Origin of the sequence: Micromonospora sp. RL09-050-HVF-A (genome assembly GCF_019374995.1) — a bacterium.
Lineage (GTDB): Bacteria > Actinomycetota > Actinomycetes > Mycobacteriales > Micromonosporaceae > Micromonospora > Micromonospora antibiotica.
On record NZ_JAGKQP010000001.1, the window covers coordinates 13,442 to 34,076 of the forward strand.

Annotated in this window: 20 protein-coding genes and 1 pseudogene; 13 read left to right on the forward strand and 8 right to left on the reverse strand. The window is 72.4% G+C overall.

The features are described from left to right. Nucleotides 1-163 precede the first annotated feature (163 nt). Nucleotides 164-5,608 carry a DEAD/DEAH box helicase family protein gene (locus J7462_RS00080; RefSeq protein ID WP_308290664.1) on the reverse strand — a complete coding sequence of 1,815 codons (5,445 nt, stop codon included), beginning with the start codon at nt 5,606-5,608 and terminating at the stop codon, nt 164-166. A gap of 140 nt (nt 5,609-5,748) precedes the next feature. Continuing rightward, a complete protein-coding gene (locus tag J7462_RS00085; protein WP_219460045.1) occupies nt 5,749-6,174 on the reverse strand; it encodes a TnpV protein in 426 nt (141 codons plus the stop codon). A gap of 311 nt (nt 6,175-6,485) precedes the next feature. On the opposite strand from J7462_RS00085, the gene J7462_RS00090 reads away from it, so the two are divergent. Further along, nucleotides 6,486-6,917, forward strand: coding sequence for a hypothetical protein (locus J7462_RS00090; protein ID WP_219460058.1), 432 nt, complete (start codon nt 6,486-6,488; stop codon nt 6,915-6,917). Here J7462_RS00090 and J7462_RS33510 read toward each other — a convergent pair. The 3 genes and pseudogenes from J7462_RS33510 to J7462_RS00105 form a co-directional block, all read right to left on the reverse strand. Beyond that, nucleotides 6,881-7,405 (reverse strand): annotated as a pseudogene (locus J7462_RS33510) (hypothetical protein); the annotation flags it as partial. The gene J7462_RS00090 and the pseudogene J7462_RS33510 sit on opposite strands and share 37 nt — an antisense overlap. Continuing rightward, nucleotides 7,402-7,587: a hypothetical protein gene (locus tag J7462_RS00100; protein ID WP_219460063.1), complete on the reverse strand. Its 186-nt coding sequence runs from the start codon at nt 7,585-7,587 to the stop codon at nt 7,402-7,404. The pseudogene J7462_RS33510 and the gene J7462_RS00100, both read right to left, overlap by 4 nt. 497 nt (nt 7,588-8,084) lie before the next feature. Continuing rightward, a complete protein-coding gene (locus J7462_RS00105; protein ID WP_219459923.1) occupies nt 8,085-8,354 on the reverse strand; it encodes a recombinase family protein in 270 nt (89 codons plus the stop codon). A gap of 22 nt (nt 8,355-8,376) precedes the next feature. On the opposite strand from J7462_RS00105, the gene J7462_RS31575 reads away from it, so the two are divergent. The 4 genes from J7462_RS31575 to J7462_RS00125 all read left to right on the forward strand — a co-directional run bounded on the left by J7462_RS31575 (nt 8,377) and on the right by J7462_RS00125 (nt 10,378). Continuing rightward, nucleotides 8,377-9,090, forward strand: a complete 714-nt coding sequence (locus tag J7462_RS31575; protein ID WP_255597511.1) for a hypothetical protein — start codon at nt 8,377-8,379, stop codon at nt 9,088-9,090. A gap of 77 nt (nt 9,091-9,167) precedes the next feature. Then, complete coding sequence (locus J7462_RS00115; RefSeq protein ID WP_219459926.1) at nt 9,168-9,653, forward strand: hypothetical protein; 486 nt, start codon at nt 9,168-9,170, stop codon at nt 9,651-9,653. 57 nt (nt 9,654-9,710) lie between these two features. Then, on the forward strand, nt 9,711-9,962 hold the full coding sequence (locus J7462_RS00120; RefSeq protein ID WP_219459930.1) for a hypothetical protein: 252 nt from the start codon (nt 9,711-9,713) through the stop codon (nt 9,960-9,962). Beyond that, the gene (locus J7462_RS00125; RefSeq protein ID WP_219459933.1) at nt 9,959-10,378 is read left to right on the forward strand and encodes a hypothetical protein; all 420 of its coding nucleotides are present in this window, start codon (nt 9,959-9,961) and stop codon (nt 10,376-10,378) included. Before J7462_RS00120 ends, J7462_RS00125 begins: the two co-directional genes overlap by 4 nt. A 10-nt stretch (nt 10,379-10,388) precedes the next feature. Here the strand turns inward: J7462_RS00125 and J7462_RS00130 are convergent, their stop codons facing one another. Together J7462_RS00130 and J7462_RS00135 are read right to left on the reverse strand one after the other, a co-directional pair. Continuing rightward, complete coding sequence (locus J7462_RS00130) at nt 10,389-10,955, reverse strand: GNAT family N-acetyltransferase (protein WP_219459936.1); 567 nt, start codon at nt 10,953-10,955, stop codon at nt 10,389-10,391. Nucleotide 10,956: 1 nt separating this feature from the next. Beyond that, nucleotides 10,957-11,739, reverse strand: a complete 783-nt coding sequence (locus tag J7462_RS00135; protein WP_308290665.1) for a GntR family transcriptional regulator — start codon at nt 11,737-11,739, stop codon at nt 10,957-10,959. Between the two features lie 216 nt (nt 11,740-11,955). On the opposite strand from J7462_RS00135, the gene J7462_RS00140 reads away from it, so the two are divergent. The 6 genes from J7462_RS00140 to J7462_RS00165 are packed head-to-tail and all read left to right on the forward strand — an operon-like array spanning nt 11,956 to nt 16,405. Continuing rightward, the gene (locus J7462_RS00140) at nt 11,956-12,576 is read left to right on the forward strand and encodes a sigma-70 family RNA polymerase sigma factor (protein ID WP_255597512.1); all 621 of its coding nucleotides are present in this window, start codon (nt 11,956-11,958) and stop codon (nt 12,574-12,576) included. Further along, nucleotides 12,573-13,067 (forward strand): histone-like nucleoid-structuring protein Lsr2, encoded by a 495-nt coding sequence (locus J7462_RS00145; RefSeq protein ID WP_219459945.1) that lies wholly within the window; start codon nt 12,573-12,575, stop codon nt 13,065-13,067. Before J7462_RS00140 ends, J7462_RS00145 begins: the two co-directional genes overlap by 4 nt. Next, nucleotides 13,064-13,744, forward strand: coding sequence for a GGDEF domain-containing protein (locus J7462_RS00150; protein ID WP_219459950.1), 681 nt, complete (start codon nt 13,064-13,066; stop codon nt 13,742-13,744). Before J7462_RS00145 ends, J7462_RS00150 begins: the two co-directional genes overlap by 4 nt. Further along, on the forward strand, nt 13,741-14,238 hold the full coding sequence (locus J7462_RS00155; RefSeq protein WP_219459954.1) for a hypothetical protein: 498 nt from the start codon (nt 13,741-13,743) through the stop codon (nt 14,236-14,238). The genes J7462_RS00150 and J7462_RS00155 overlap by 4 nt, the downstream gene beginning before the upstream one ends. Beyond that, nucleotides 14,238-14,483, forward strand: a complete 246-nt coding sequence (locus J7462_RS00160; protein ID WP_219459958.1) for a hypothetical protein — start codon at nt 14,238-14,240, stop codon at nt 14,481-14,483. Before J7462_RS00155 ends, J7462_RS00160 begins: the two co-directional genes overlap by 1 nt. Next, nucleotides 14,480-16,405 carry a DUF2637 domain-containing protein gene (locus J7462_RS00165; protein ID WP_219459960.1) on the forward strand — a complete coding sequence of 642 codons (1,926 nt, stop codon included), beginning with the start codon at nt 14,480-14,482 and terminating at the stop codon, nt 16,403-16,405. Before J7462_RS00160 ends, J7462_RS00165 begins: the two co-directional genes overlap by 4 nt. Here J7462_RS00165 and J7462_RS00170 read toward each other — a convergent pair. After that, nucleotides 16,400-16,783 (reverse strand): hypothetical protein, encoded by a 384-nt coding sequence (locus tag J7462_RS00170; RefSeq protein WP_219459966.1) that lies wholly within the window; start codon nt 16,781-16,783, stop codon nt 16,400-16,402. The genes J7462_RS00165 and J7462_RS00170 overlap by 6 nt on opposite strands. 261 nt (nt 16,784-17,044) lie before the next feature. On the opposite strand from J7462_RS00170, the gene J7462_RS00175 reads away from it, so the two are divergent. Further along, nucleotides 17,045-18,073 (forward strand): hypothetical protein, encoded by a 1,029-nt coding sequence (locus tag J7462_RS00175; RefSeq protein ID WP_219459970.1) that lies wholly within the window; start codon nt 17,045-17,047, stop codon nt 18,071-18,073. A gap of 89 nt (nt 18,074-18,162) precedes the next feature. After that, the gene (locus tag J7462_RS00180) at nt 18,163-20,388 is read left to right on the forward strand and encodes a hypothetical protein (protein WP_219459973.1); all 2,226 of its coding nucleotides are present in this window, start codon (nt 18,163-18,165) and stop codon (nt 20,386-20,388) included. The last annotated feature ends 247 nt before the right edge of the window (nt 20,389-20,635 follow it).

Below are 20,635 nucleotides of genomic sequence, written 5' to 3' on the forward strand. Positions count from 1 at the left end.
CCTGCCGACCTTCGGAAGCTGTGAGGGATGCGCCGGTATTTGGACAGCGCCCACCGACTGACGACCCGGTATCGCTCGCATCGGCCGGTCGCTCGCCGGGACGTCACCGTGACCGGACGCGGGTGGCGACCACGCATTCAGAAAGCGCGAGGACGCGGTCGGGCTACCGCTCGGGTACGTGGTCGTGGTGGACGGCCCGGTGGGTGGTCGCAGGAGCGGGAGACGCGGTTGCCGCTCGCGGCGTGCTGGCCGCAGGCATGAACGCCTTGGCGGCGACGGCAGCCGCGACGGTGGCGGCTGGTGTGAGCGGACTGGCCGGGGATGGGCCGGTTTCGGGCCGAACTGCGCTGGCGTCGCCCAGGGCTGCGGCGGCCGCCGGTGCTGGCGCGGCTTGCACGGCGTCGTGGACGGCTTGGCGTGCGGCGTTGAACAGGCTCGTGCGCCAGTCGGGGTCGTCGCACTTGAGGAAGATCGCGACGGACAGGTTGGGCTCGTTCGGGTCGCCGAGCATGGTGGTGAGTGCCCTGTCGAAGGTGGCGGCGAACGCGGCGACGTCGTCCTGGGCGCGGACGGCGGCTTGCACGGTGCCGGCGTTGGCGACGCGGTCGATGCGGGCGTTCAGCCAGGTGCGTTCGTCGTCGGTGAGGCTGTCGCGTACCTGGTCGGGCATCCAGGCGTCGTTGAGGGTGACGGGTACGGCCGGTGCGGTGGTGGTGCTGACCGGGACGGAGTCGAGGTCGGCGATCGCGTCGACGGCGGCGGACACGGCCCGCATCCGGCGGCGGGTGCTGACGAGTTCGTCGTGGCGGGCGAAGGGCTGGCCGAGTTGGGCGCGGGCCCGCTCGATCTCTTCCCGTTGGCCGGCGATGTTGGCGACGAGCTGGCCGCGTCGGGTCTCCAGGGAGGCGAGGTGGTGTTCGAGGCGGCGGATCAGGCCGGTGGCGTCACCGGTGGTGGCGTCGGTCAGTGACAGTTGCGTGGTCATGCCGGAGTCGTTGTTGACGGTCAGGGAGACCAGGACTCCGTCGCGGCCGTTCCAGATGGTCGCCGTGATGTCGAAGCCTCCCAGCGTGGCCAGCGGCACCTGGTCGCGTTGCTCGGTGGAGCCGAGGCCGGCGGACGCGGCGGTGAGGGCGTGTTGCAGCGCGCGGCCGGCGTCGGGCCGCTTGTCGAGGTGGTGGCCGGCCACGGTCATCCGGAACTTGTCCCCGCGTACGTCCTGGCGTTGGGCGATCGTCTGGTCCAGGGCGTCGACGCGCCGCTCGTCGACGGCGATCCACTGGTGCAGCTCGCGGATCTGCCTCTCCAGGGCGGCGTGGGTGTTGTGGTGGGATCGGTTGGCCCGTTCCAGCCGGGCCAGCTCCATCCCCAACTCTTCCTTCTCGATGAGCAGCGGGTTGCCGGTGGCGATGGCCTTGATCTGGTGGGCCTGAAGGGTCTCGTCGGAGACGTCCTCGATCTCTCGGGCGACGGTGCCGCGCATCATCTGGTCGATGAAGCCGCCCTTGCGGGCGACGGTCTGCCAACTGAAGGCGTCGAAGGAGCCGGTGACGACGTACCGGTAGATGCTGACCTCGGCGTTCTGGTTGCCCTGGCGCATGATGCGGCCGTCTCGCTGGGTGATGTCGGCCGGCCGCCACGGGCAGTCGAGGTGGTGCAGGGCGACGGCCCGGTTCTGGATGTTGGTGCCGGTGCCCATCCGGCCGGTCGAGCCGATGAGCACGGACACGTCGCCGTTGCGGCAGGCGGCGAACAGGTTGGCCTTCTCCTTGTCGCTGCCGGCCTCATGGATGAACCGGACGGCGTCGCGGGGCATCCCCAGGTCGACCAGCCGGTCGCGCAGCGCCTCGTACGCCGTCCACCGGTCTGGGTCCTTCTTGGGGGTGCCCAGGTCGCAGAACACGATCTGCAGGGCGCCCGGTGTCGGGTGCTCGACCGGGTTGGCGGCGTCCGGGTCGGCCAGGTAGCGGGTGTCGCGGTGTGCCTGCCAGATCTCGGCGATGTTGCGGGCCGCCACGTCGATCTTCCCGGGGGTGTCCTGGGCCATGCCGAGTAGCCGCAGGTCCAGCGACGCGGCCCGTGCCTCGCCGGAGATCTTCAGGATGTTGTCGATCTCCCGTTCGCGGGGGTGGTTGCGGCACCACTCGACCCGGTCGTCGAGGGTGGCGATGAAGTCGACCAGCTCGGGCGCGGGGTCGATGGGGATGACGTGCGGGGCGCGGTGCCCGTCGGCGTTGACGGTCAGCAGCGGGGTGGGTAGTTGCAGGTCGTCGGGGGTGCGGATGTCGCCGAAGGTGCGCAGCATCAGCGACAGCTCGGCGGCGTTGGTGTACTTCGCCAGCCGGGACCTGGTCTGGAAGCCGCTGCCGGTGGGTGAGATCTCCACCGACGTGACGACCTTGCCGAACACCGACGCCCAGGTGTCGAAGTCCATGGTGCCGGTGGATTCGAGCAGGTCCGGGCGCAGGTGCCGGGTGACGACGTACAGCTCGCGGACGCTGTTGGCGATCGGGGTGGCGGTGGCCCCGCACACCACCCGCTGCCCGTAGCGGCGGCGCAGGAAGTCGAGCTTGGCGCGGAAGTCGATCGCCCGGTTCGAGCCGTCGTTGCTGGCGTCGGCGATGCTCGACATGATCGTGTCGTTCTTCAGGTCGTGCCACTCGTCGCGGAAGATGAAGTCGACGCCGGTCTGGTCGAATGTCACGCCGGGGTCGGTCGGCTTGTCGAACTTCGCCTTGATCTTCTCTTCCGTGCGGAGCAGGGAGGCTTGGAGCCGCTTGACGGCGGCGTTGCGGCCCGGGTCCTCGTCGTTGGCGACGGCCTGGGCGTGCGCGCGTTCGATCTTCTGTCGGAGGTCTTTCAGCTCCCCGTCGAGGAAGCGGCGCTGCTCGTCGTCGGACAGCCGCAGCGTCTCGAAGAACGACGCGGCCATGATGACGGTGTCCCAGTTGCCGGTGGCGCAGCGGGCCACGAACCGTTGCCGGCGGGCGGCGCTGGTGTCGTCCTGCCCGGCGGCCAGGACCCGGGCCTGCGGGTAGATCTGGAGGAACTCCCGGGAGAACTGTTCGAGCAGGTGCGTCGGGACGACGATGGCGGGCTTGTTGACCAGCCCGAGGCGTTTGAGTTCCATCGCGCCGATCGCCATGACGGCGGTCTTGCCCGCGCCGACGCAGTGGAACAGGCCCACCCCGGGTTCGTTGACGATCCGGGTGACCGCCTCGATCTGGTGCGGGCGGGGCTTGAACTCCACCGAGATGCCGGGCAAGCTGCGCCGCACGCCGACGTACGAGCGCGGCACGTGGGCGTTGAACATCCGGTTGTAGGTGGCCGCGATCCGGGCGGCCCGCTCCGGTTCCTCCCACACCCAGGACTCGAACCGTTCCTCCAGCTCGACGGCCTTGGCCTGCGCGGCGGCGGTCGCCTCCACGTCGAACGCCCGCTTGCCCTCCTCGACCTCGTAGAACACCCGGATCGGGGTCTTGGTCAGCAGCCGTTGCGCAAGGTCCGGAGCGGACATGCCGGCGGTGCCCCAGGTCGACCGGGCGAGGACCCCGGTCCGGCTGCCCTTGACCTGCCAGTCCGATCCGCCGGGGTGCATCACCCTCAGCCGCGGATCGCGCAGGATCTCCTGGAGGAACGCCTGCACGTCCTGGTAGTCGATGAACGGGGCGCCGAAGGACACCATGATCTCGCCGGGGCCGACGTCGCGGGGCAGGACCCGTTGCAACGCGCGGACGTTGACCTCGAACCTCGGGTCGTCCTCGGCGGCGATCAGCGCCTGGTCGAGCTTGGCGCGGACGTTGTCGGACAGGTACGCGGCGGCTTCGACCGGCCGGCCGGTGGCGGGATCGTCGTAGACCAGCTCACCGAGGACTTCCCGGGCCTGGATCTCGTCGACGCCGAGGAGTCGGGCGATCTCCGGCAGGAGCACCGCGCCGTGGTCGTCGAGGCAGATCGCCAGCGCGTCTTCGGGGCTGTCGGCACCCAGGCGGGCCGCCCGGGGCAGGATGACCCGCTTGCTGAAGATGTCCGCCTTGGTGGCGGTGCGGGTGTCGTCGTTGAAGTTCTCCAGGGCGAACACCGTGGCGGCGTACGGGTCGATTCCGCGGAATCCGGCGAGCTGGGGGTAGTTGCGGTACAGCTTCGGCTGGCCGGTCTCCTCATCGAGGATCGTCTCCAGCTCACCGGTGGTCTTGTTGCGCTGCCGGCGGGTGTAGGTGTCGTAGCGGTTGAGGTACCCGTACTGCGCGACGTAGGCGTCGTAGAGGGTGTTGAGGCGGATCCGCAGGAACGCCGCCGAGCCGACCGGTGGCCCGTCGGGGTGCTCGTCGCCGTCGTCCAGCGACGACGACTCCGCGCGCAGCAGCGCCGTCACGGTGTCGCGCAGCAGCAGCAACGCCCGCAGTTCGTCGGCCTGGGTGGCGGGCACCTTGTGCTCGACGACCTGACCGGCCAGGACGGTGGTGAACGTGCCGTCGTCGAGCGCTTCGATGTGGCCCTCTTCGCGGCCGACGGCGGCCAGGACCGCGACCGGCGCGGTCGGACCGGCCTCGACGCGGGGAGTCAGGGTCAACCCGGCGAGGCGAGCCTCATCGACGACGTCACCCAGCACCCGGGCCAGGTCGGCGGCGGTGTCGCCGGACCCGGTGACGACCAGGTCCTGCGCCCCGTGGGCGCCCCGGCCGAGGGACAGGTCCCCGAGGACCCGGTCGGGCCGGTTGGCGAAGAACTCGTTGACGTGGACGGTGTCACCGCCGGGGACGTCGATCTCCCGGGTCTGCTCCCAGGCCATCCCCGCTTGCTCCTGGCCGGGCTCCCGGCGGCGCAGGATCAGCAGGTCGGTGACGACCTTGGTGCCGGCGGCGTCCTCGTGCGCGCCGGTCGGCAGCCGCACGGCGGCCACCAGGTCCGCCACCGCGGCCATCTCCCGCCGGGCGGCCGGGTTCGCGGCGTCCATGGTGTAGCGGGACGTCAGCGCCACCACCAGCCCACCGGGCCGGGTCAGGTGCAAACTCTTGATCAGGAAGTGGTTGTGGATCGAGTGCTTACCCGGGTTGTATCGCCGGTCGGCCAGCGCGAAGGCCCCGAACGGCACGTTGCCGATCGTCAGGTCGAACGTCGCGGTCGGCGCGCGGGTGTCCGCGAACGACTCGGTACGGATGGTGGCGTGGGGGTAGAGCGCGGCGGCGATCCCGGCGGTGACCGGTTCCACCTCGACCCCGACCATCCGGGCGTTGCCCGGTGCCAGGCCGATGAAGGTGCCCGGCCCGCAGCCCGGTTCCAGCACGTCGCCGCCGTCGAACCCGAGGGCGGTGACCGCGTCCCAGATGGCGCGGACGTACGCGGCGTCGGTGTAGTGCGCGTTCAGGGTGTTGCGTTCGGCCGCCGCGTACTCCCGCTCGTCGAGCAACTGCCGCAGTTCCTCGCGGGCCGCCGCGAACCGTTCGTGGTTGCGGTGCTCGGTGCGACCCTCGAACACCCCCGGCACCGCACCCCACCCCGACCAGCGGGCCAGCACCGCCTGTTCCTCGGCGGTGGCCGGCCGGTCTTCGGCCTGGAGCGTCCGCAGGGTGCGCAGCGCGGCGAGGTTCGCGGTGAGCCGGGCCACCTCACCCCGGGGGGCAAGGTCCCCTTGCCCCCTCGGGGTGAACGACACCGGCCGGTCCGGATCGGGCGTCGTGTCTGGTGGCTGCGTCTGCGGTGGCGGGCCCGGTTCGGCCGGCTCAACCGGCGCGGCCGGTTCGGGGTCTAGCTGCGGGCGGGCGGGTCGCTGTCGTCGTTCATCGCGGCTTCCTGCTCCGCGATCTCCTGCCACCGCGGGTCGGTCGGGTCCTCCACCATCGAAATCCAGTCCTGATCCGTCTGCGGCGACGGGTCCCGCGTCGGCGGGCTGGTCTCGTTCGTCTCCGGGTCGATCAGGATCAGCTCCGGCAGCACCTGTTCCTCGGCCGCCATCCGGGCTTCGTTCAGCCGGCCCAGCTTGTCGAGGTACCCCTCGCCGGTCGGGTCCGGGCCGGCGAGTTTCCTCGTCAGGTCCTCGATCTGGTGCAGCGCCTGATCCCCCAAAGTCGAGAAGAAGCTGTTCAGGTCCGTCCCGTCGGCTATCAACGCCGCGTACCGGTTCGGTAGGTACGTCTGCCAGTGCCTCTGGGCTTGCGCCCCGTACCGGTTCATCGTCTGCGGGCTCCTCTGGTGCTGCGGGCGGCTGGTCGGCGGTGACAGCGCCGACCGGCGGGCCGGTCGTGGTCGCCGCGCCGTCGAGGACCGCCGGCACCGGTGCCGGGACGGCGGTCTGCTCGGTCACGGCAGGCGGGGGCACTGCCGGCGTCGGGTCGACGGGAACGCCGAGCCGGCCGGCGGCGTACGCGGCCAACGGGCCGGCGACGTCGGCCGGCTGACCGTGCAGGATCGCGCGGATCGACTGCGCGGCGGCCTCCCGGCCCGCCCCGGTGGTGAACGTGCGGACGGCCCAGTCGACGCGGGCGGTGACCACGACCTCCACCAACGGCCAGATGTCCTCGCCGCCAGCGGTGACGGCCAGCACCGGCCCCGGCCGATCCGGGTGCCTGGTCACCGCCGGGTCGAGCACGTGGAACGCCCTGGCCGCGGAGCGACGCCCATCGGCGCTGCCGTCCTCGTCGACGACCACCGCGACGCCGGCCGCCGGGTCCGCCTGCGCGGTGAGCGCCGCGACCTGCGGCCCGGTCAACGCCGGCCCGCACGCGGCCACCACCAACGGCGCACCCCCGCCGCGTTCGGCCAGAGCGATGGCCTCCACCGCGGTCCGCGCCACCACCGACCGGCCGGTGCGCTCAGGCTGCTCGGCGAGCCCGAACACCACCTCGGCCGGGCGGAACACCGCCGTGGCGGGGCTGTGCAGCACCGGCGCCACGTCCGGCACACCCGGCGGGGCGTAGCCGACGAAACCGACCACCGGCCGGTCCGGATCGCGGTGCTCGCGGATGCCGACCATCACCCGGTTACGGAACCGATCGACCAACTGCCCGCTGCGGCCCGTCGCCGCGAGGCCGGACGCCCGGATCTCCACATCGGTGAAGCCCTGCCGCCGCAGCTCGTTGACCAGCGCGGCCGGCCGGTCCGGCGCGTACCCCACCGCCCACCGCCCGTCGACCGGAACGCCCTGAGCGGCCAGCCACCGGGCCGGCGATGCCCCGTCGGGCCGGTCGAGTTGAGCGCGGTAGAACTCGGCCGCCGCGCCCTGGACGGCCAGAAGGCGTTGCCGCCGCGCGTCAGGGACCGTCGACAGGCGAGCCGGCCCGGCAACCTGAGCGGCCAGCGAGCCGGCCCGGCTCCGTAGCGCGGCGGTCCGGTCGACCGAGGCCGCCACACGCTCGGCAACCTCCCGCGCAGGCCGGGCCGCCGGCTGATCCGGCGCGGCCGTCACGGTCGTCCGTCGTCAGGATCGGTGGGCAGCAACCCCCGCGCCCGCAACGACTCGAACAGGCGCTGGTGGTGCTCCAGGGTGGCCGTCAGGTCGTCGATCTGCGATTGCAGGCCGGCGGCGAGACCGTCAGGCAGGTCCGCCGAGTCCGGCGCGGCCATCGGTACAGCGGCGTCGTCAGCCATCGCTCCCCCAGGTGATCGCTTGATCACCACCGTAGTCAGGATGTCGAGCGAGATCGACCCCTGGGCAGGGTCGCGGGACGCTCCCGGCGGTTCCCCATGCCAGCAGACGCCGTGCCAGCGCCGGCACCGCCGAGGGGGTGATGCCGCGGAATCACCAACAGCGGCAGCGAGAGCAGCCCAGAGACGCGGACCGCACCCGGGCCGCCGATGGTCACGCTTGCCAACATCGACGCCTCCGGCGGGGCCTCTCTCGGAGATCCGGCAGGGACCGCAACCGCCAGGTGGGTGAGTGGTCACCCAGGGGTGGGATCTCCCCGCGCCGGCCGCCCAGAGGGCTACCAGACCGGCTCGGGGACGGCCAGGCCAAGCCGCTTCGCGGTCGGCTACGCCGAGCCTGGCCGTCCCCGAGCCGGCCCGGTCGATCGGAGATCGGCCGACACGAGGAGATCCCACCCCCACCCCCCGGGCGTCCGCGCGGGCAACCCCGCCCACCGGGCCTACGCCGACCCCTGCGCGTCGTAACGGTCGAGCACGTACTTGACGCTGCTCTTGGCCCACGTCCCTTTCCCGGACGGCGTCGGCACCTGCTCGCTGTTCAGCGTCGCGGCGATCGCGGCCAGCGACAGCCCTTCGTCCCGCAACTGCACGACCCGGGTGGCCGAGGGCGGCAGCGGCGCAGGCGGTCGACCCAACCGCACGCCCCGCTCCCGGGCCGCCGCCATCCCTGCCGACACCTCGGGTCGGCGCATCTCCGATTCGCTGCTCATCCCCCCAGCGTACGGCAAAAAGGTGCAGACAAAGATCCCCGGAAAGAGCTTTTTCTGTACCTTTTCCTGTACGATAGAGGGGTACGGAACGGCCAGCCAAAACCCCTCAGTCAGGCACGTCGAAGGGACCGAGAACATGACCTTCCCCATCCGGCCCGCACAGCTCGCACCGGTACGCGTCGGACGCGGCACGGCCGTGCACCTGGGCAGCCTGAGCAGCATCATGGGCCCCGACCGCAGTCCGCGATACGTCGCGGCCTGGTGCGGGGCCAGCGGCACCGGCGACAACGTCCGCGTCGGTGAGCCCCTCACCGAGCCCATCACCTGCCGCACCTGCCTGCGCGTCCAGCCGCGCCTGATCGAGCTGATCAACGCGAGCCTGACCGACGAGCCCACCACCCTGCCCCACACCGGCATGGTCGTCCCCCACGCCAAGCTGCGCGTCAGCGATATCCGCCGCGTCCCCGGCACCGGTGGAACCCGCGCCCGGCTCATGCTCGGCGAGCACTTCATCGGCTACATCACCAGCACCGTGCGCTTTCAGCCCATCCGTGGAACCTCGATCGGCACCGCCGACCTCGACGGATACGCGGCCGGCTGCCGCGCGGCCAACGGCCGGACGGTCAACGTCAGCGACGTGCTCAGCGCCCTGGTCCGCGAGTACCAGATCGCCCAGCGGCACGCCGCCGCAGCCGCGCAGCCCGACCACAACGGCCGCGTCACCCAGCCGCACTGAGGTCACACCCGTGCCCCAGGCCGCCACCGGCCTGGGGCACGGCCGCCCCGGAGCCAGCCACCACGCGGGAGAACACCATGACCAACCACCGGGCCGACGCCTGCACCATCCTCGCCACCGCCACCCCGTTCACCCACCGCCCGCTGCTGGCCTGGGCCGTCGGGATCACCGCACATGGTCACGCCGCCGACATCCTGACCTACTGGCGCACCCGAGACGCCCGGCAACTCGCCCCCGAGTACGCCGGCCAGACGCTGCCCGCCGGCCGGATGCTCCGCCTCGACCGAGCCCGGATCGAGATCACCGACGGGAACCTCCACCAGCCGCTACGGCTGAGCTGGACCGACCTGGGCGCGGTCCTGGACAGCGGCCGGGTCACCAACGACCTGATCCGCTGCTGCCAACAGGCTGTCATCGCCTGGCGTGACCACCCCGACGGATTCCGGGGTGCCGGCTGGGCCGCCGTCGTCGACGCCTGTTCCCGGGCCGGGGAGGCCGTGTGGGCTGCCTGCCGCCCAGGTGAGCAACTTGACCTGTTCGCCGGAATCGGCATCGAGAGCTGAGGCCGGGGATCAGCGCGGTAGCACCGCCGGTGCTACCACCGAGGGTACGCTGCCACCATGACCGCGAAACGCTCCATCAGCGTCCCCGACGACGTCGCCCAGTGGCTTGACGGCCAGCCCAACGTCAGCGCCGCCATCACCGCCGCCGTCCGCGCCCAGATGGCCGGCACCCAGGTCGACGAGGTGCTGCGCCGCGCCGGCATCGAGGTCACCGAGGCCGGCAAGGCCCGCTGGCGTGACCGTCTCGCCGCCCCGATCCCCGACGATGCCCTCGCCGAGGGGCAGCGGATGCTCGACGAGGCCGCGTGAGCGACGACCAGGTCGCCGTGGTCCTGGACGCCACCGCCCTCGCCGCGTACGTCGACGGGCAGCTCGCCGTCGGCGAACTGATCGCCGAGGTCGCCGACGAAGAACGCGCCGTCGGCGTACCGGCCGCCTGCCTCGCCGCCGCCTACGCCGCCACCAGCAGCGACGTCGGCACCGCCCTGCTCACCCTCCTGACCACCACACCCGCCATCACCGTGCTGCCCCTCGGAGCCGATCCTGGCGTCGACGACGCCCGCCAAGCCGGCGTCCTCGCCCGCGCCGCAGGCGGCGACATCGCCCTTGGCCACGCCGCCCGCGCGGCCATCGCCCACCGGGCGCACCTGGCTACCACCGACCCCAAGCCGGCCGCCGCCGTGTTGCCCGCCGGTTGGAGCATTCTCGACCTCAGCGAGGCATAACTACCCCGGGTTAGTAGCGAGTTCGTCCATCTCCCCGAGTAGTGATGGTTTGCAGTTCAGATCGTGGGTTTATCGGCTCGGCTGGTCGCTGGAACAACGTCCCCGAGCGACGCTTTGGATCGGTTGAGGTTCGTAGGCAGGTCCAGCCGCGCGATAGGTAGTAGGCGTGTAGCTGCTCGTTGGTTTTCCAGGCGTCCAGTCGGACGTATCTGCACCCCTGGCTGAAGGCGTAATCGCCAGCCCACGTGAGCAAGAGCGATCCAAGTTCCTGCCCAGATCGGTCGAGCCGTACCGCCAACTTCGAGACGTAGACAGCCGGCTCGGCCAGCTCTGCAGTCGTCCAGAAGTCCGGGTCACCAGCCGTCTCTACGGTGATTGTCCCAATCGCCTCATCGCCGTCCCACAGCAGCCAGATGTGTCCCGCCGCCAGTGCCGGTCCCAGCTTGGACCGCCACTTATCCCACGTCTCCCACTGATCCGACCCACGTTCGCGCAGCCACTGGATTCGCTGTGTGAGCAGTCCCATGGCGATCTCGAACTCGTCCTGGTTTTCAGCAGGGCGGATGCTCAGGACCAATTCAGCTCCGGCTCCAGGTTCGCTCGAACTTGCGCTCGAACACGATGACATGTTGATCGCTCGGCAGCACGTTGACTGTGCATCTCACGGGAGTGCCGTCAGCGATGTAGCCGGTCACGTAGTGGACGGCCACTGGGGTTCCCGGTCCCAGTCCGAGGCGGTGAATTTGCTCAGGAGTGGGCATCCGGGTGTAGATCTCATCGATGGCCCGGTCCTGCGGGTAGCCCAGATCGGCAAGAGCCTGATTCGTGCCCCGTGCGACGTCGGACGGAGACATGATCTCGGAATCCCTGACGATGTCGAGCGGGTAGTGCGAGTCGTTGATGTTGATCGGCTCGCCGTTGATGAAGCGCACCCGTCGACGAGCTACCACCACGGTGCCTGGTTCAACTTGGAGGCGTTGAGCGATGTCGGGCTGCGCCTGAACCAGGGAGACGTCGATTGTCTGACTTGGGACTCGACCCTCTTCGGTGATCTGCTGGCAGAAGCGGTCCATCTCAGGACTAGCTGGCTGGTCCCGCGACTCGCCCTGCGGGCGGTACAGCATGTTCTCCCGCTTGCGCACGAAGTGCCCGAGGGGGCGCTTCGACACCACGAGTCCTTCGGCTACCAGTACGGCGATGCCGTTGCGGACCGTCTGCCGAGCCACGCCCCACTGCTCAGCAAGCTCTAGCTCCGTCGGCAACTGCTCGCCGCCGGTCAGCTCGCCTGACGCGATCTTGTCGCGGATCGCCGCAGCGATCCGCTGGTAGGTCGGCATCGAGCTGCCTCTGAAGGTCTCCACGTTCCGAGTCTCGCTCACGCGGCCGAACATTGTCTAGTCAATGTTGCCGTTACCCCTTGACGTCCCTTGGTGGTCGGTAGCACCATCAACACCAAGCGCATTGTCTGGTCAATGAGTACCTACTAGACCTTCCAATGCGCCCACATAGGCAAGAGGGCCCGGCGGGGATAGCGCCCCACCGAGCCCCGAACGGCATCCCACCCCAAGGAGGATCAGATGCCAGCAATGAGGGTACTTCCTGCCCCGGCCGATCCGGCGCAGGCTCCTACTGGATCAATGCTCGACGAGGTGTCGGCGCTGGTGGCGCGGGCGCAGGCCGGTGACGCGGAGGCGTTCGGTCTGGTCTACGACCGCTACGTCGACCAGGTGTTCCGGTTCGTCTACCGCCGGGTGCTCGACCGGGCCACGGCCGAGGACCTGACGTCGGAGACGTTCCTGCGGGCGCTGCGTAACCTGGCCAGCTTCCGCCGGCCGGGCGGCGACTTCGGCGCGTGGGTCACCACGATCGCCCGGAACCTGGTCATCAACTGGCAGCGGTCGCACCAGCGGCGTGAGCGGCCGGTGGCGGAGCTGCGGGACGCGGCTCCGGTCGACCTGGTGCCGAGCACGGAGGCCGCCGTGGTGGCCACGCTGACCCGTGAGGCCCTGCTCGCCGGGATCGCCCAGCTCAACCCGGTGCAGCGGCAGTGCATCACGCTGCGGTACCTGCGGGAGCTGTCGATCGAGGAGACCGCGCAGGTGATGGGCCGGACCGAGGCGGCGATCAAGGCGGTGCAGCACAAGGCGTTGAAGGCGCTGCGGGGGCTGCTGCCCGTGACGGCGGTGATGCCGGCATGAGCACCCCGACGATTACGCCGGTCAACGGCACCACCCAGGCCGCTATGGTGCGGGCCGCGAAGGGCACGCCGACCGCTCCCGACCCGAGCACGCCGATGGGCATCCGGGTCGTCACCGCGCCGACCGGCTCGACGAGTCCGGTCAGCGGCATCGAGCAGTTGCTGGCCCTGGCCCAGGGCAGCGAGGCCGGCCGTACCCGTCAGCTCGCCGAGCGGATCGGCGGCCTGGTGGCGGAGTTGACCGGCCGGTTGGAGGCCGAGCGGGCCGCCGAGGCCCGCCGCCGGGAGCTGGCCGAGAAGGAGGCCAAGCTCACCGCCGAACTCGCCGAGCTGCGGCAGAGGCTGGGCTCCGGGCCGGAGGCCGCCGCGCACCGTGCCGCGATCCGGCAGTGGGCGCAGGCCAACGGCTACGCCGTGCGGGAGCGCGGCCGGATTCCACGGAATGTCGTCCAGGCGTGGGCGGCGGCGACCGGGTCGGAGGTGACCCGGTGAAGGCGATGAAAATGCTGCTCCCGGCGGCTGCGGCGCTGTCGCTGGCGGGGCACGTGTGGGCGGTGCGGACGGTCCGCGCGGACCGGGTCCGGCTGGCCGAGGCCCGCCGGCAGGTGACCATCGACCCGTTGACGGGGTTGGCGAACCGGTCTGGTCTGTCGGCGGTGCTGGCCGACCTGGTCGATGAGCCGTACGACGTGGCCCTGGTCGACCTGGACGGATTCAAGCAGGTCAACGACACCTTCGGGCACGACGCGGGTGACGCGGTGCTGGTCGAGGTCGCGGCCCGGCTGTCGGCGGCGCTCGACGAGGTCGACGGCGCGGTGGTGGCCCGGCTCGGTGGTGACGAGATCGTGCTGGTGTGCCCGTCGCCGGCCCCGATCGCGGGGATTCTCGGTGCCGAGGTGGTGCGGGCGCTGGCCGCGCCGGTGGTCCTGCCCGGCGGGCGGGAGCTGCTCGTGCGGGCCAGCGTTGGCGCGGTGTCGGCGATGGCCGGTGACGACTCGTCGCGGGTGCTGCGCGCGGCGGACCTCGCGTTGTACCGGGCGAAGGCGGCCGGTGGCGGCCAGGTCGCCGAGTACGACCGGGCGGAGGACCTGCCCGTGATCGAGCAGCGGCCGGTGGTGCGGCTGCGGGAGATGACCGGCCCCGCTCGGGTGCTGGGGGGTGCGGCATGACGGCCCCGACGAGGTCTCTGGATCTGGCGGTCGCGCTGGCGCAGTACCGCGAGGGTCTGCCGGAGCTGGCAGATGTCGAGCTGGAGCACCGAGCCGCCGCTGTCGCGGCGCTGCCGGGCTGGTTCGCCGGCGAGCTGCGCCGGGCGATCGACGCTGAGCGTGAGTCCCGCCGCCTGGCGGCTGACCGGCCGGCGCGGTCGCGGACGGCGCGGGTCGCCGCTGGCGCGGTCGTGGCCGGTGCCGCTCCGGCGGCGCTGGCTGGTCAGGCCATGGCCGAGCACGTCGACCGGGTGCCGCAGGCGCTGCTGTACTCCCCGGCCGTCGCGGTCGGCCTGGTCGCCGTCGTGGTTGGCGGGGCCCGGTTGGCCCGCTGGGTCGACGACCACCGGCACCCCTTGGCGGTGGACGTCGACGAGGACGACCTCGACCCGTACGGCCGGGAGCTGCTGGCCCGGGTCCGGGCCGGTCGGCGGGCGCGCGGGGAGGTGTGCTGATGGCCGGGCTGCTGGTGGTGCGGGTGCACCTGGACTGGACCGCTCCGGGCCACTTCGACCGTGACCGGTCGCTGCCCTGCCGGATCTGCGGCACCACCACCCGGATGCGCGACGCCAAGGGCGAGGCGTGCCACCAGTCGTGCGCGGAGGACGAGATCGCCCGCGAGCTGCTCGGTGCCGGGCAGCCGTTGATCGCCGACGAGCGGGTTCCCGCCCCGGCGCAGAACCCGGAGGTGGCGCGGTGACGACGCTGCAGAACGGGCCGGATCTGGCCCAGCTCGCCGCGACCGACCACAAGGTGGCCCGGAACCTGGCCACGGCTGAGCGGGAGCGGCAGGCCGCGCAGACCCGGATCGCTGCCGAGGACGCCGCCACGGAGCGGCGGCTGCGGATGCAGGAGGGCCAGCAGCGCCTGTCGGCGCAGAAGGACGCCGACCGGGACGCCCGCGCTGAGCGTCGCCGCCAGCAGCGGGAGACCGAGCGGGCCGAGCGGAAGGCCCGCCGGCAGGCCAGGCGGACGGAGATGGCGGGCTGGTGGGCTGGCCGGGTCGCCTACGTGCGCGACAACGCCGCCGCGGTGTACTCCGGGCTGATCTACGGCCTGGCGGTGTCCGGCGCGGTGTACGGGCAGGTCGACGCCGCTCGGGCGAACGGTCTGCCCACCCCGATCGGGGTGGTGACGGCGGTGGCAATCGAGGGCACCGGCCTGGCGATGGCGCTGACCGCGCAGCACCAGCGGCTCAACGGCGAGCGGGCGATCGCGGCGCGGTCGCTGATCTGGATCTGCACGGCGGCGGCGGTGGCGATCAACGCGATCGGTCACCACGCCGACCCGGTGAAGGCCATCGTGCTGTCCGCACTGTCGGCGCTGGGGATCATCGTCTACGAGGTCAGAAGCGGGGCGAAGCACCGGCCGACGCTGCGGGACCGGGGCATGCTCCCGGATCCGCCGGAGCGGTTCGGGTGGCGGCGTTGGCTGACCTACCCGGGGCACACGTACGCGGCGTGGAAGGTTGACGTCCGTGACCGGCTCTCCCCCGGTGCGGCTGAGCTGATCGCTCGGGCGGAGGCCCGGCGGGTCGAGCAGCGCCGCCAGGCGGCGGTCGAGGCCGAGCGGGAGCGGCAGAAGGCGGTGGCCGCCGAGGTCGCCGCCGGTGCCCGCAAGGCGCTGCGCAAGGCCACCGGCAAGGACTCCGGTGCCGCCCTGGCGGCCCTGGCCCGGCTGGCGGCCACCGGCACCCCGGCGCCGTTGCTGGCCCTGCCCTCCCCGGACCGGGTCGCGGTCGACGCGGCCCGCGCCGACGCGACCGATGCCCGTCGGGCGCTGGCGGAAGCGGAAGCACGCGCCGCCGATGCCGAGTCGCGGGCGGAAGCGGCAACGGCCGGCCAGGCGGAAGCGGAAGCAGCCGCCGCGATGGCGGTGGCCGAAGCGGAAGCGGAAGCACGCGCCGCGATCGACCGGACGGTGGCGGAAGCGCGGGCGGCAATCGAGCGGGCGGAAGCGGAAGCACGCGCGGCGGCCGGTCGGGCGGAAGCGGAAGCAACCCGTCGGGCGCGGGCGGAAGCGGAAGCAGCGACCGCGACTCGCCGGGCGGAAGCGGAAGCAACCGCCGCCGCGCTCGCCCGTCGGGCGGAAGCGGAAGCACGTACCGCGCTGGAGCGGGCGCTGGCGGAAGCGGAAGCGGCACGCGCGGAGGCTCGCGCGGAGACCGGACGCGCCTCGCGTACTCAGGGGCAGCTCGACGCCGCCGGCACCGAGTGGCAGCGCCGCCTGCGGGTGGCCGAGACGAACCTCGACCAGGCCCGCCAGGAGCTGGGCGAGCAGCAGCACGCCCGACTGCGTGCCGAGGCCCTGGTCGAGGCCGCTCGCCAGGAGGCCGCCGACCTGCGGGCCGCCCTGGCCCAGGCCGCCGCCGACGCCGGCCGCCGGCCCCGCCGAACCCCGGGCGGGTCGTCGAGCACCCCGGCCGAGCCGGTCCTGTTCGAGGACAAGCCGGTCCCGCACGTCGACCGGGTCAGCCCGGAGACCGTCCGCGCGGTGCTCCAGGCCCGCAAGGACCACCCCAACGGCACCCAGAAGGACCTCGCCGCGCAGGCCGGTACCTCCGAGCGGACCGTCCGCACGGTGCTCACCGCCGTCGCCGCCACGGGCGGCTCCGCCTCATAACAGCTCATAACTCTGAGGCGTGAGCAGCCAAAACGAAGGGAGGAACGCAATGCAGAACGAGACGACGGCCCTGGCCCCGACGCCCGAGCCGGAGCGAGTGGAGACGGCGGTGCCGGCCCCGGACCTGTCGGTGCTGGCGGCCGAGCAGCCGCCGGCCGAGCAGGGCAAGGACGACAAGGCCGCCAAGCCGGAGGAGTTGGCGGAGACGACGCCCGCGTCGGTGGGCCTGGTGGTGGCGCTGGTGGTCATCTCGGTCGTTGCCGCCGTGGTGGTGGCGATGTGGATGGTGTCGCCGCTGATGGCGCTGCTGCTCGGGGCCGGGCTGATCGTGGTCGCGGTGCTGGCCGGCGCAGGGTGGCTGGCCTGGCGCAAGTACACGCGGCGGGCCAAGACCGGCGGCAAGACCGGCCGGGACGGCTCCGGCCGGGGCGACCGGCCCCACACCGCCGCCAGCGGCGGCCGGTCCCCGGACGGCGGAAAGAAGCCGGGGGGTGGGCTGTGGCCGTTCGGTCGCGGCAAGACCCCGGCCGGCGGCGGGAAGCCCCCTGCGGGTGGCGGCAAGCCTCCCGCCGGTGGCAAGCCGACCGGCGACGGGGGCGGGAAGAAGAAGCCGACCGGCGACAAGCCCGGGGGCGGGTGGTGGCCGTTCGGTCGCGGCAAGACCCGGCCAGCGGCGGGAAGCCCCCTGCCGGTGGCGGCAAGCCTCCCGCCGGTGGCAAGCCGACCGGCGACGGGGGCGGGAAGAAGAAGCCGACCGGCGACAAGCCCGGGGGCGGGCTGTGGCCGTTCGGCCGCAACAAGACCCCCGGCGGCAGCAAAACCCCTGCCGGCGACAAGACCCCGGCCGGTGGCGGGAAGCCCCCGACCAGCGGCAAGACCCCCGGCGGTGGCGGGAAGCCGGCCGGCGACGGCGGCGGAAAGCCGACCGGTGGTCGTAAGGCCAAGACGGCGGGCGGGGCGGCCCTGCTTGCCCTGGTGGGGCTGGCCCGGGCCGCGAAGAAGGCCAAGACCCGGGACGGCAAGACGGCGGCGGACAAGCCGGCCGGCGCGGAGGAGTCGGCGACGGCGACGACGCGGCCGGCGCCGGGCGGGCACCGGCCGGAAACGGTGATCGACGTCGACCCCGACGACATCATCAGCCCGCCCGGCCGGCCGGGCACGACGCCGACCGGCGGGCCGACGGGGCCGACAGGGCGGTCGGCTCCGCGTACCGAGCCCTTCTATGACCCCGGAACCACCGCTGGCAGCGGGTGGTGGGACCGGAAGGCACCGACGCCGCTGCGCACCACCGAGCACCAAACCCCTGTTGTTTCCAACCACCTTGGAGGACCAGCAATGAGCACCACGACCAGCAGTGTCGACCAGGACGCGATGCGGGTGGCGAACCGCTACGCCGGGCTGATCGAGAAGGCCGAGACGTTGACGGCCCGAGCGGGAGCCTGCCGGGACGCGGCCAACCAGTACCGGCGCGACGCCCGGGCCAACCAGGAGAGCGCCGAGAACCACAAGATGGCCGCCCGCACGATCCGGGACCGCGACGTCGCGGCGGACCACGCCCGCCAGGCGCGGGACGCCGAGGCCGAGGCGGCGCGGGAGATCCTCGCGGCCCGCTACTACGAGGAGCAGGCCGAGGAGTACGAGGCCCAGGCCCGCTCCATCGGTCTCTGACCGACCACCCGCGCGGGGGCCGCGCCGCACCTGGTGCGGCCCCCGCACCCCACGAACCGCGCAGGACCAGGCAGAACGAGGAGGACGTCGTGACGAAGCGGCGAGCAGCGGTGGGCATTCAGTGGAAGACGTTCTGGGCTGTGGTCGCGCCGTTCATCAGCGCGGTGTGGGTGGCGGTGTGGCTGGTCACCGGCTCGCCGGTGTGGATCGCCGGGCTGGCCACGGCGCTGCTCGCGGCGACGGCCGCGTTCGGTGCCCGGCTGTTGGTCCGGATCTCCCCGATGTTCGCCCGGCTCAGCGTGGCGGCGAAGTCGAGGGTGGTGGGTTGGCTGGTCGCGGCGGTGACCGTCTACGCCGCCTGGTCGACGCTTGCGGTGTCGGTGCCGGACCTGTGGCCGGTGTGGGCGCTGGTCCTGCCGGCGCTGGGCGGTAGCACCTGGGTGATGGCGCGGGCACACGAGTACCTGCTGCGGTACGCGCCCCCGCCGGCACGCCCGGCGGCGGCGGTCGCGTTGACCACCGGCGGGCACGCGCAGCTCGCCCTGGCCGCCGAGGATCTGAGCGGCCCGCGTGACGGGGAGCCGCACCTGGCGTGGCTGCTGCGCCTGGCGGTGCGCCGCGCCGGCCTGGAGTGGCTGCGGATCTCCAACCCGCAGATGGTCGGCCCGGCCGATGCGCCGTTCGGCGCGCGGGTCGAGGCGTGGGCGCCGATCGAGCTGCGCCGCGTCGTCAACGGCAAGGTCCGCGTCGAGCAGGCCCCCCGCCTCGACGACCACGACGCCCGCCGGATCGCGTTGGCGCTGCGGGACATCACCCGCCGCGACATCGCCCCGGACTGGGTGAACATCGGCGAGGACCCGAACCGGGTCGGGGTGTACACGATCCAGGCGAACACCGAGGACGTGATGAAGCGCATCCGCCCGTACAAGGAGCGGGCCGAGGACCTGGTCGACGCCGCCGGCCGGCCGAGGTGGCGGCGGATCGCCGAACCCTGCAACGCGCTGTGGGGCATGGACGGGATGCCGATCGGCGTCGACGTCGCCCGGCACGCCTGGATCCTCGGCGCGACCACCGGCGGCAAGAGTGCCTACATCCACCGGGAGTGGGCCGACGTGACCCGCTGCGAGGACGCCCTGATCTGGGTCGCCGGCACCCGCAAGCTGTACGACCTGGTCGGCCCGTGGTTGGAGCCCTACCTCGGCCAGGACGTCCGCCCGCCGCTGGACTGGGTCCGCGCCGACGCCGAAGGCGTGCTGCAGATGCTGATCGCCGCGATGGAGATCGCCCGCTGGCGTCAGGACCAGCCGTTTAGCGCCCGCCACGGCTTCAAGAAGATCCTCTTCTACATCGACGAGGGCAGCTTCGCGCTGAACACCAAGGTCAAGGCGTACTACGACGGGGCCGAGGTCACCGCAGGCGACATGTACGCCGAGTGCACCCAGGCCGTCGCGTCCGCCGGGATCTACCTGGTCGTCGCCACCCAGCGCGGCGTCCACCACGCCTTCGGCGATAAGGGCGGCGACGCCAGCGCGAACATCGGCCGCGAGATCGTCTTGATGAGTGGCGATGAGCAGGAAGCGGGCCGGGTCACCGGCAACTACAAGCTGCCCCCGCTGCGCCACCGCGGCGAGTGCTACGCCCGCCTCGGCGACAGCGACCCGGTCCGGGCGAAGATCGAGTACGTCCAGACCTCGGACCCGTCCAAGCCGGTGCTGCACGACGGGCCGCGCGTCGACGAGATTTCGTGGAATCGCCGCTACCACCAGCGTGACCTCGACGCCGGATCGGCGCAGGCAGCCGGGACGGCCTACGCCGGCCGGCACCAGCTCGTCACCGACGACTACCTGGCCGACCTGCGCGGCGCCCGCACCCGCAGCGGCGCGAAGACGCAGGCCAGCACGCCCGAGCGCGACGCCGACCAGGCCATGGCCTCCGCCGTCGCCAGCATCTTCAGCCGGCTCGGCGGCAAGCCGGCCACCGCACCGCCCGCACCGGCCGCCGTCGAAGCGCCGGCCGCCGAGGCGGTGGAGCCGACGCCGATGGCCGGGTACCGCACCCGCGCCGACCGGGTCGAGGCGGCGGTCCGCCAGATCTGGCGCACCAGCAGCGCCCCGGCCTCACCGCGCGACATCCTCGCCGCGCTCCACGAGGGCGGCGACACCGCCGCCACCCCGCAACTGGTGTCCAACGCGCTGACCCAGCTCGGCCAGCAGGTCCGGGTCGTGCGCCCGCAGAACCCGGACGGGCGGCCGGCGACCGGGCAGTACCTGCCGCCCGAGGCCGCCACCACCACGGTCACTGCCAGTAACGCCTGACGCCTCATAACCCGGGTGCCCCCTCCCCCCGCGAGGGCCCCTATGCAGGCGTCGACCCCCCTCCCCCACCGCTGTTATGAGACCCGCCTGTTAGGTCACCGTCCGTAGAGGAGACCCGCCCGTCATGTCCGCCAGGATCGCCGAACTGGAGTCCGAGATACGCCGCCTGACCCGTCAGCGCGACGCCCAGCCGGCCGACACCGTCTACGCGCTGACCCACCAGCAGCGCATCGACGCCCTGTCGGTG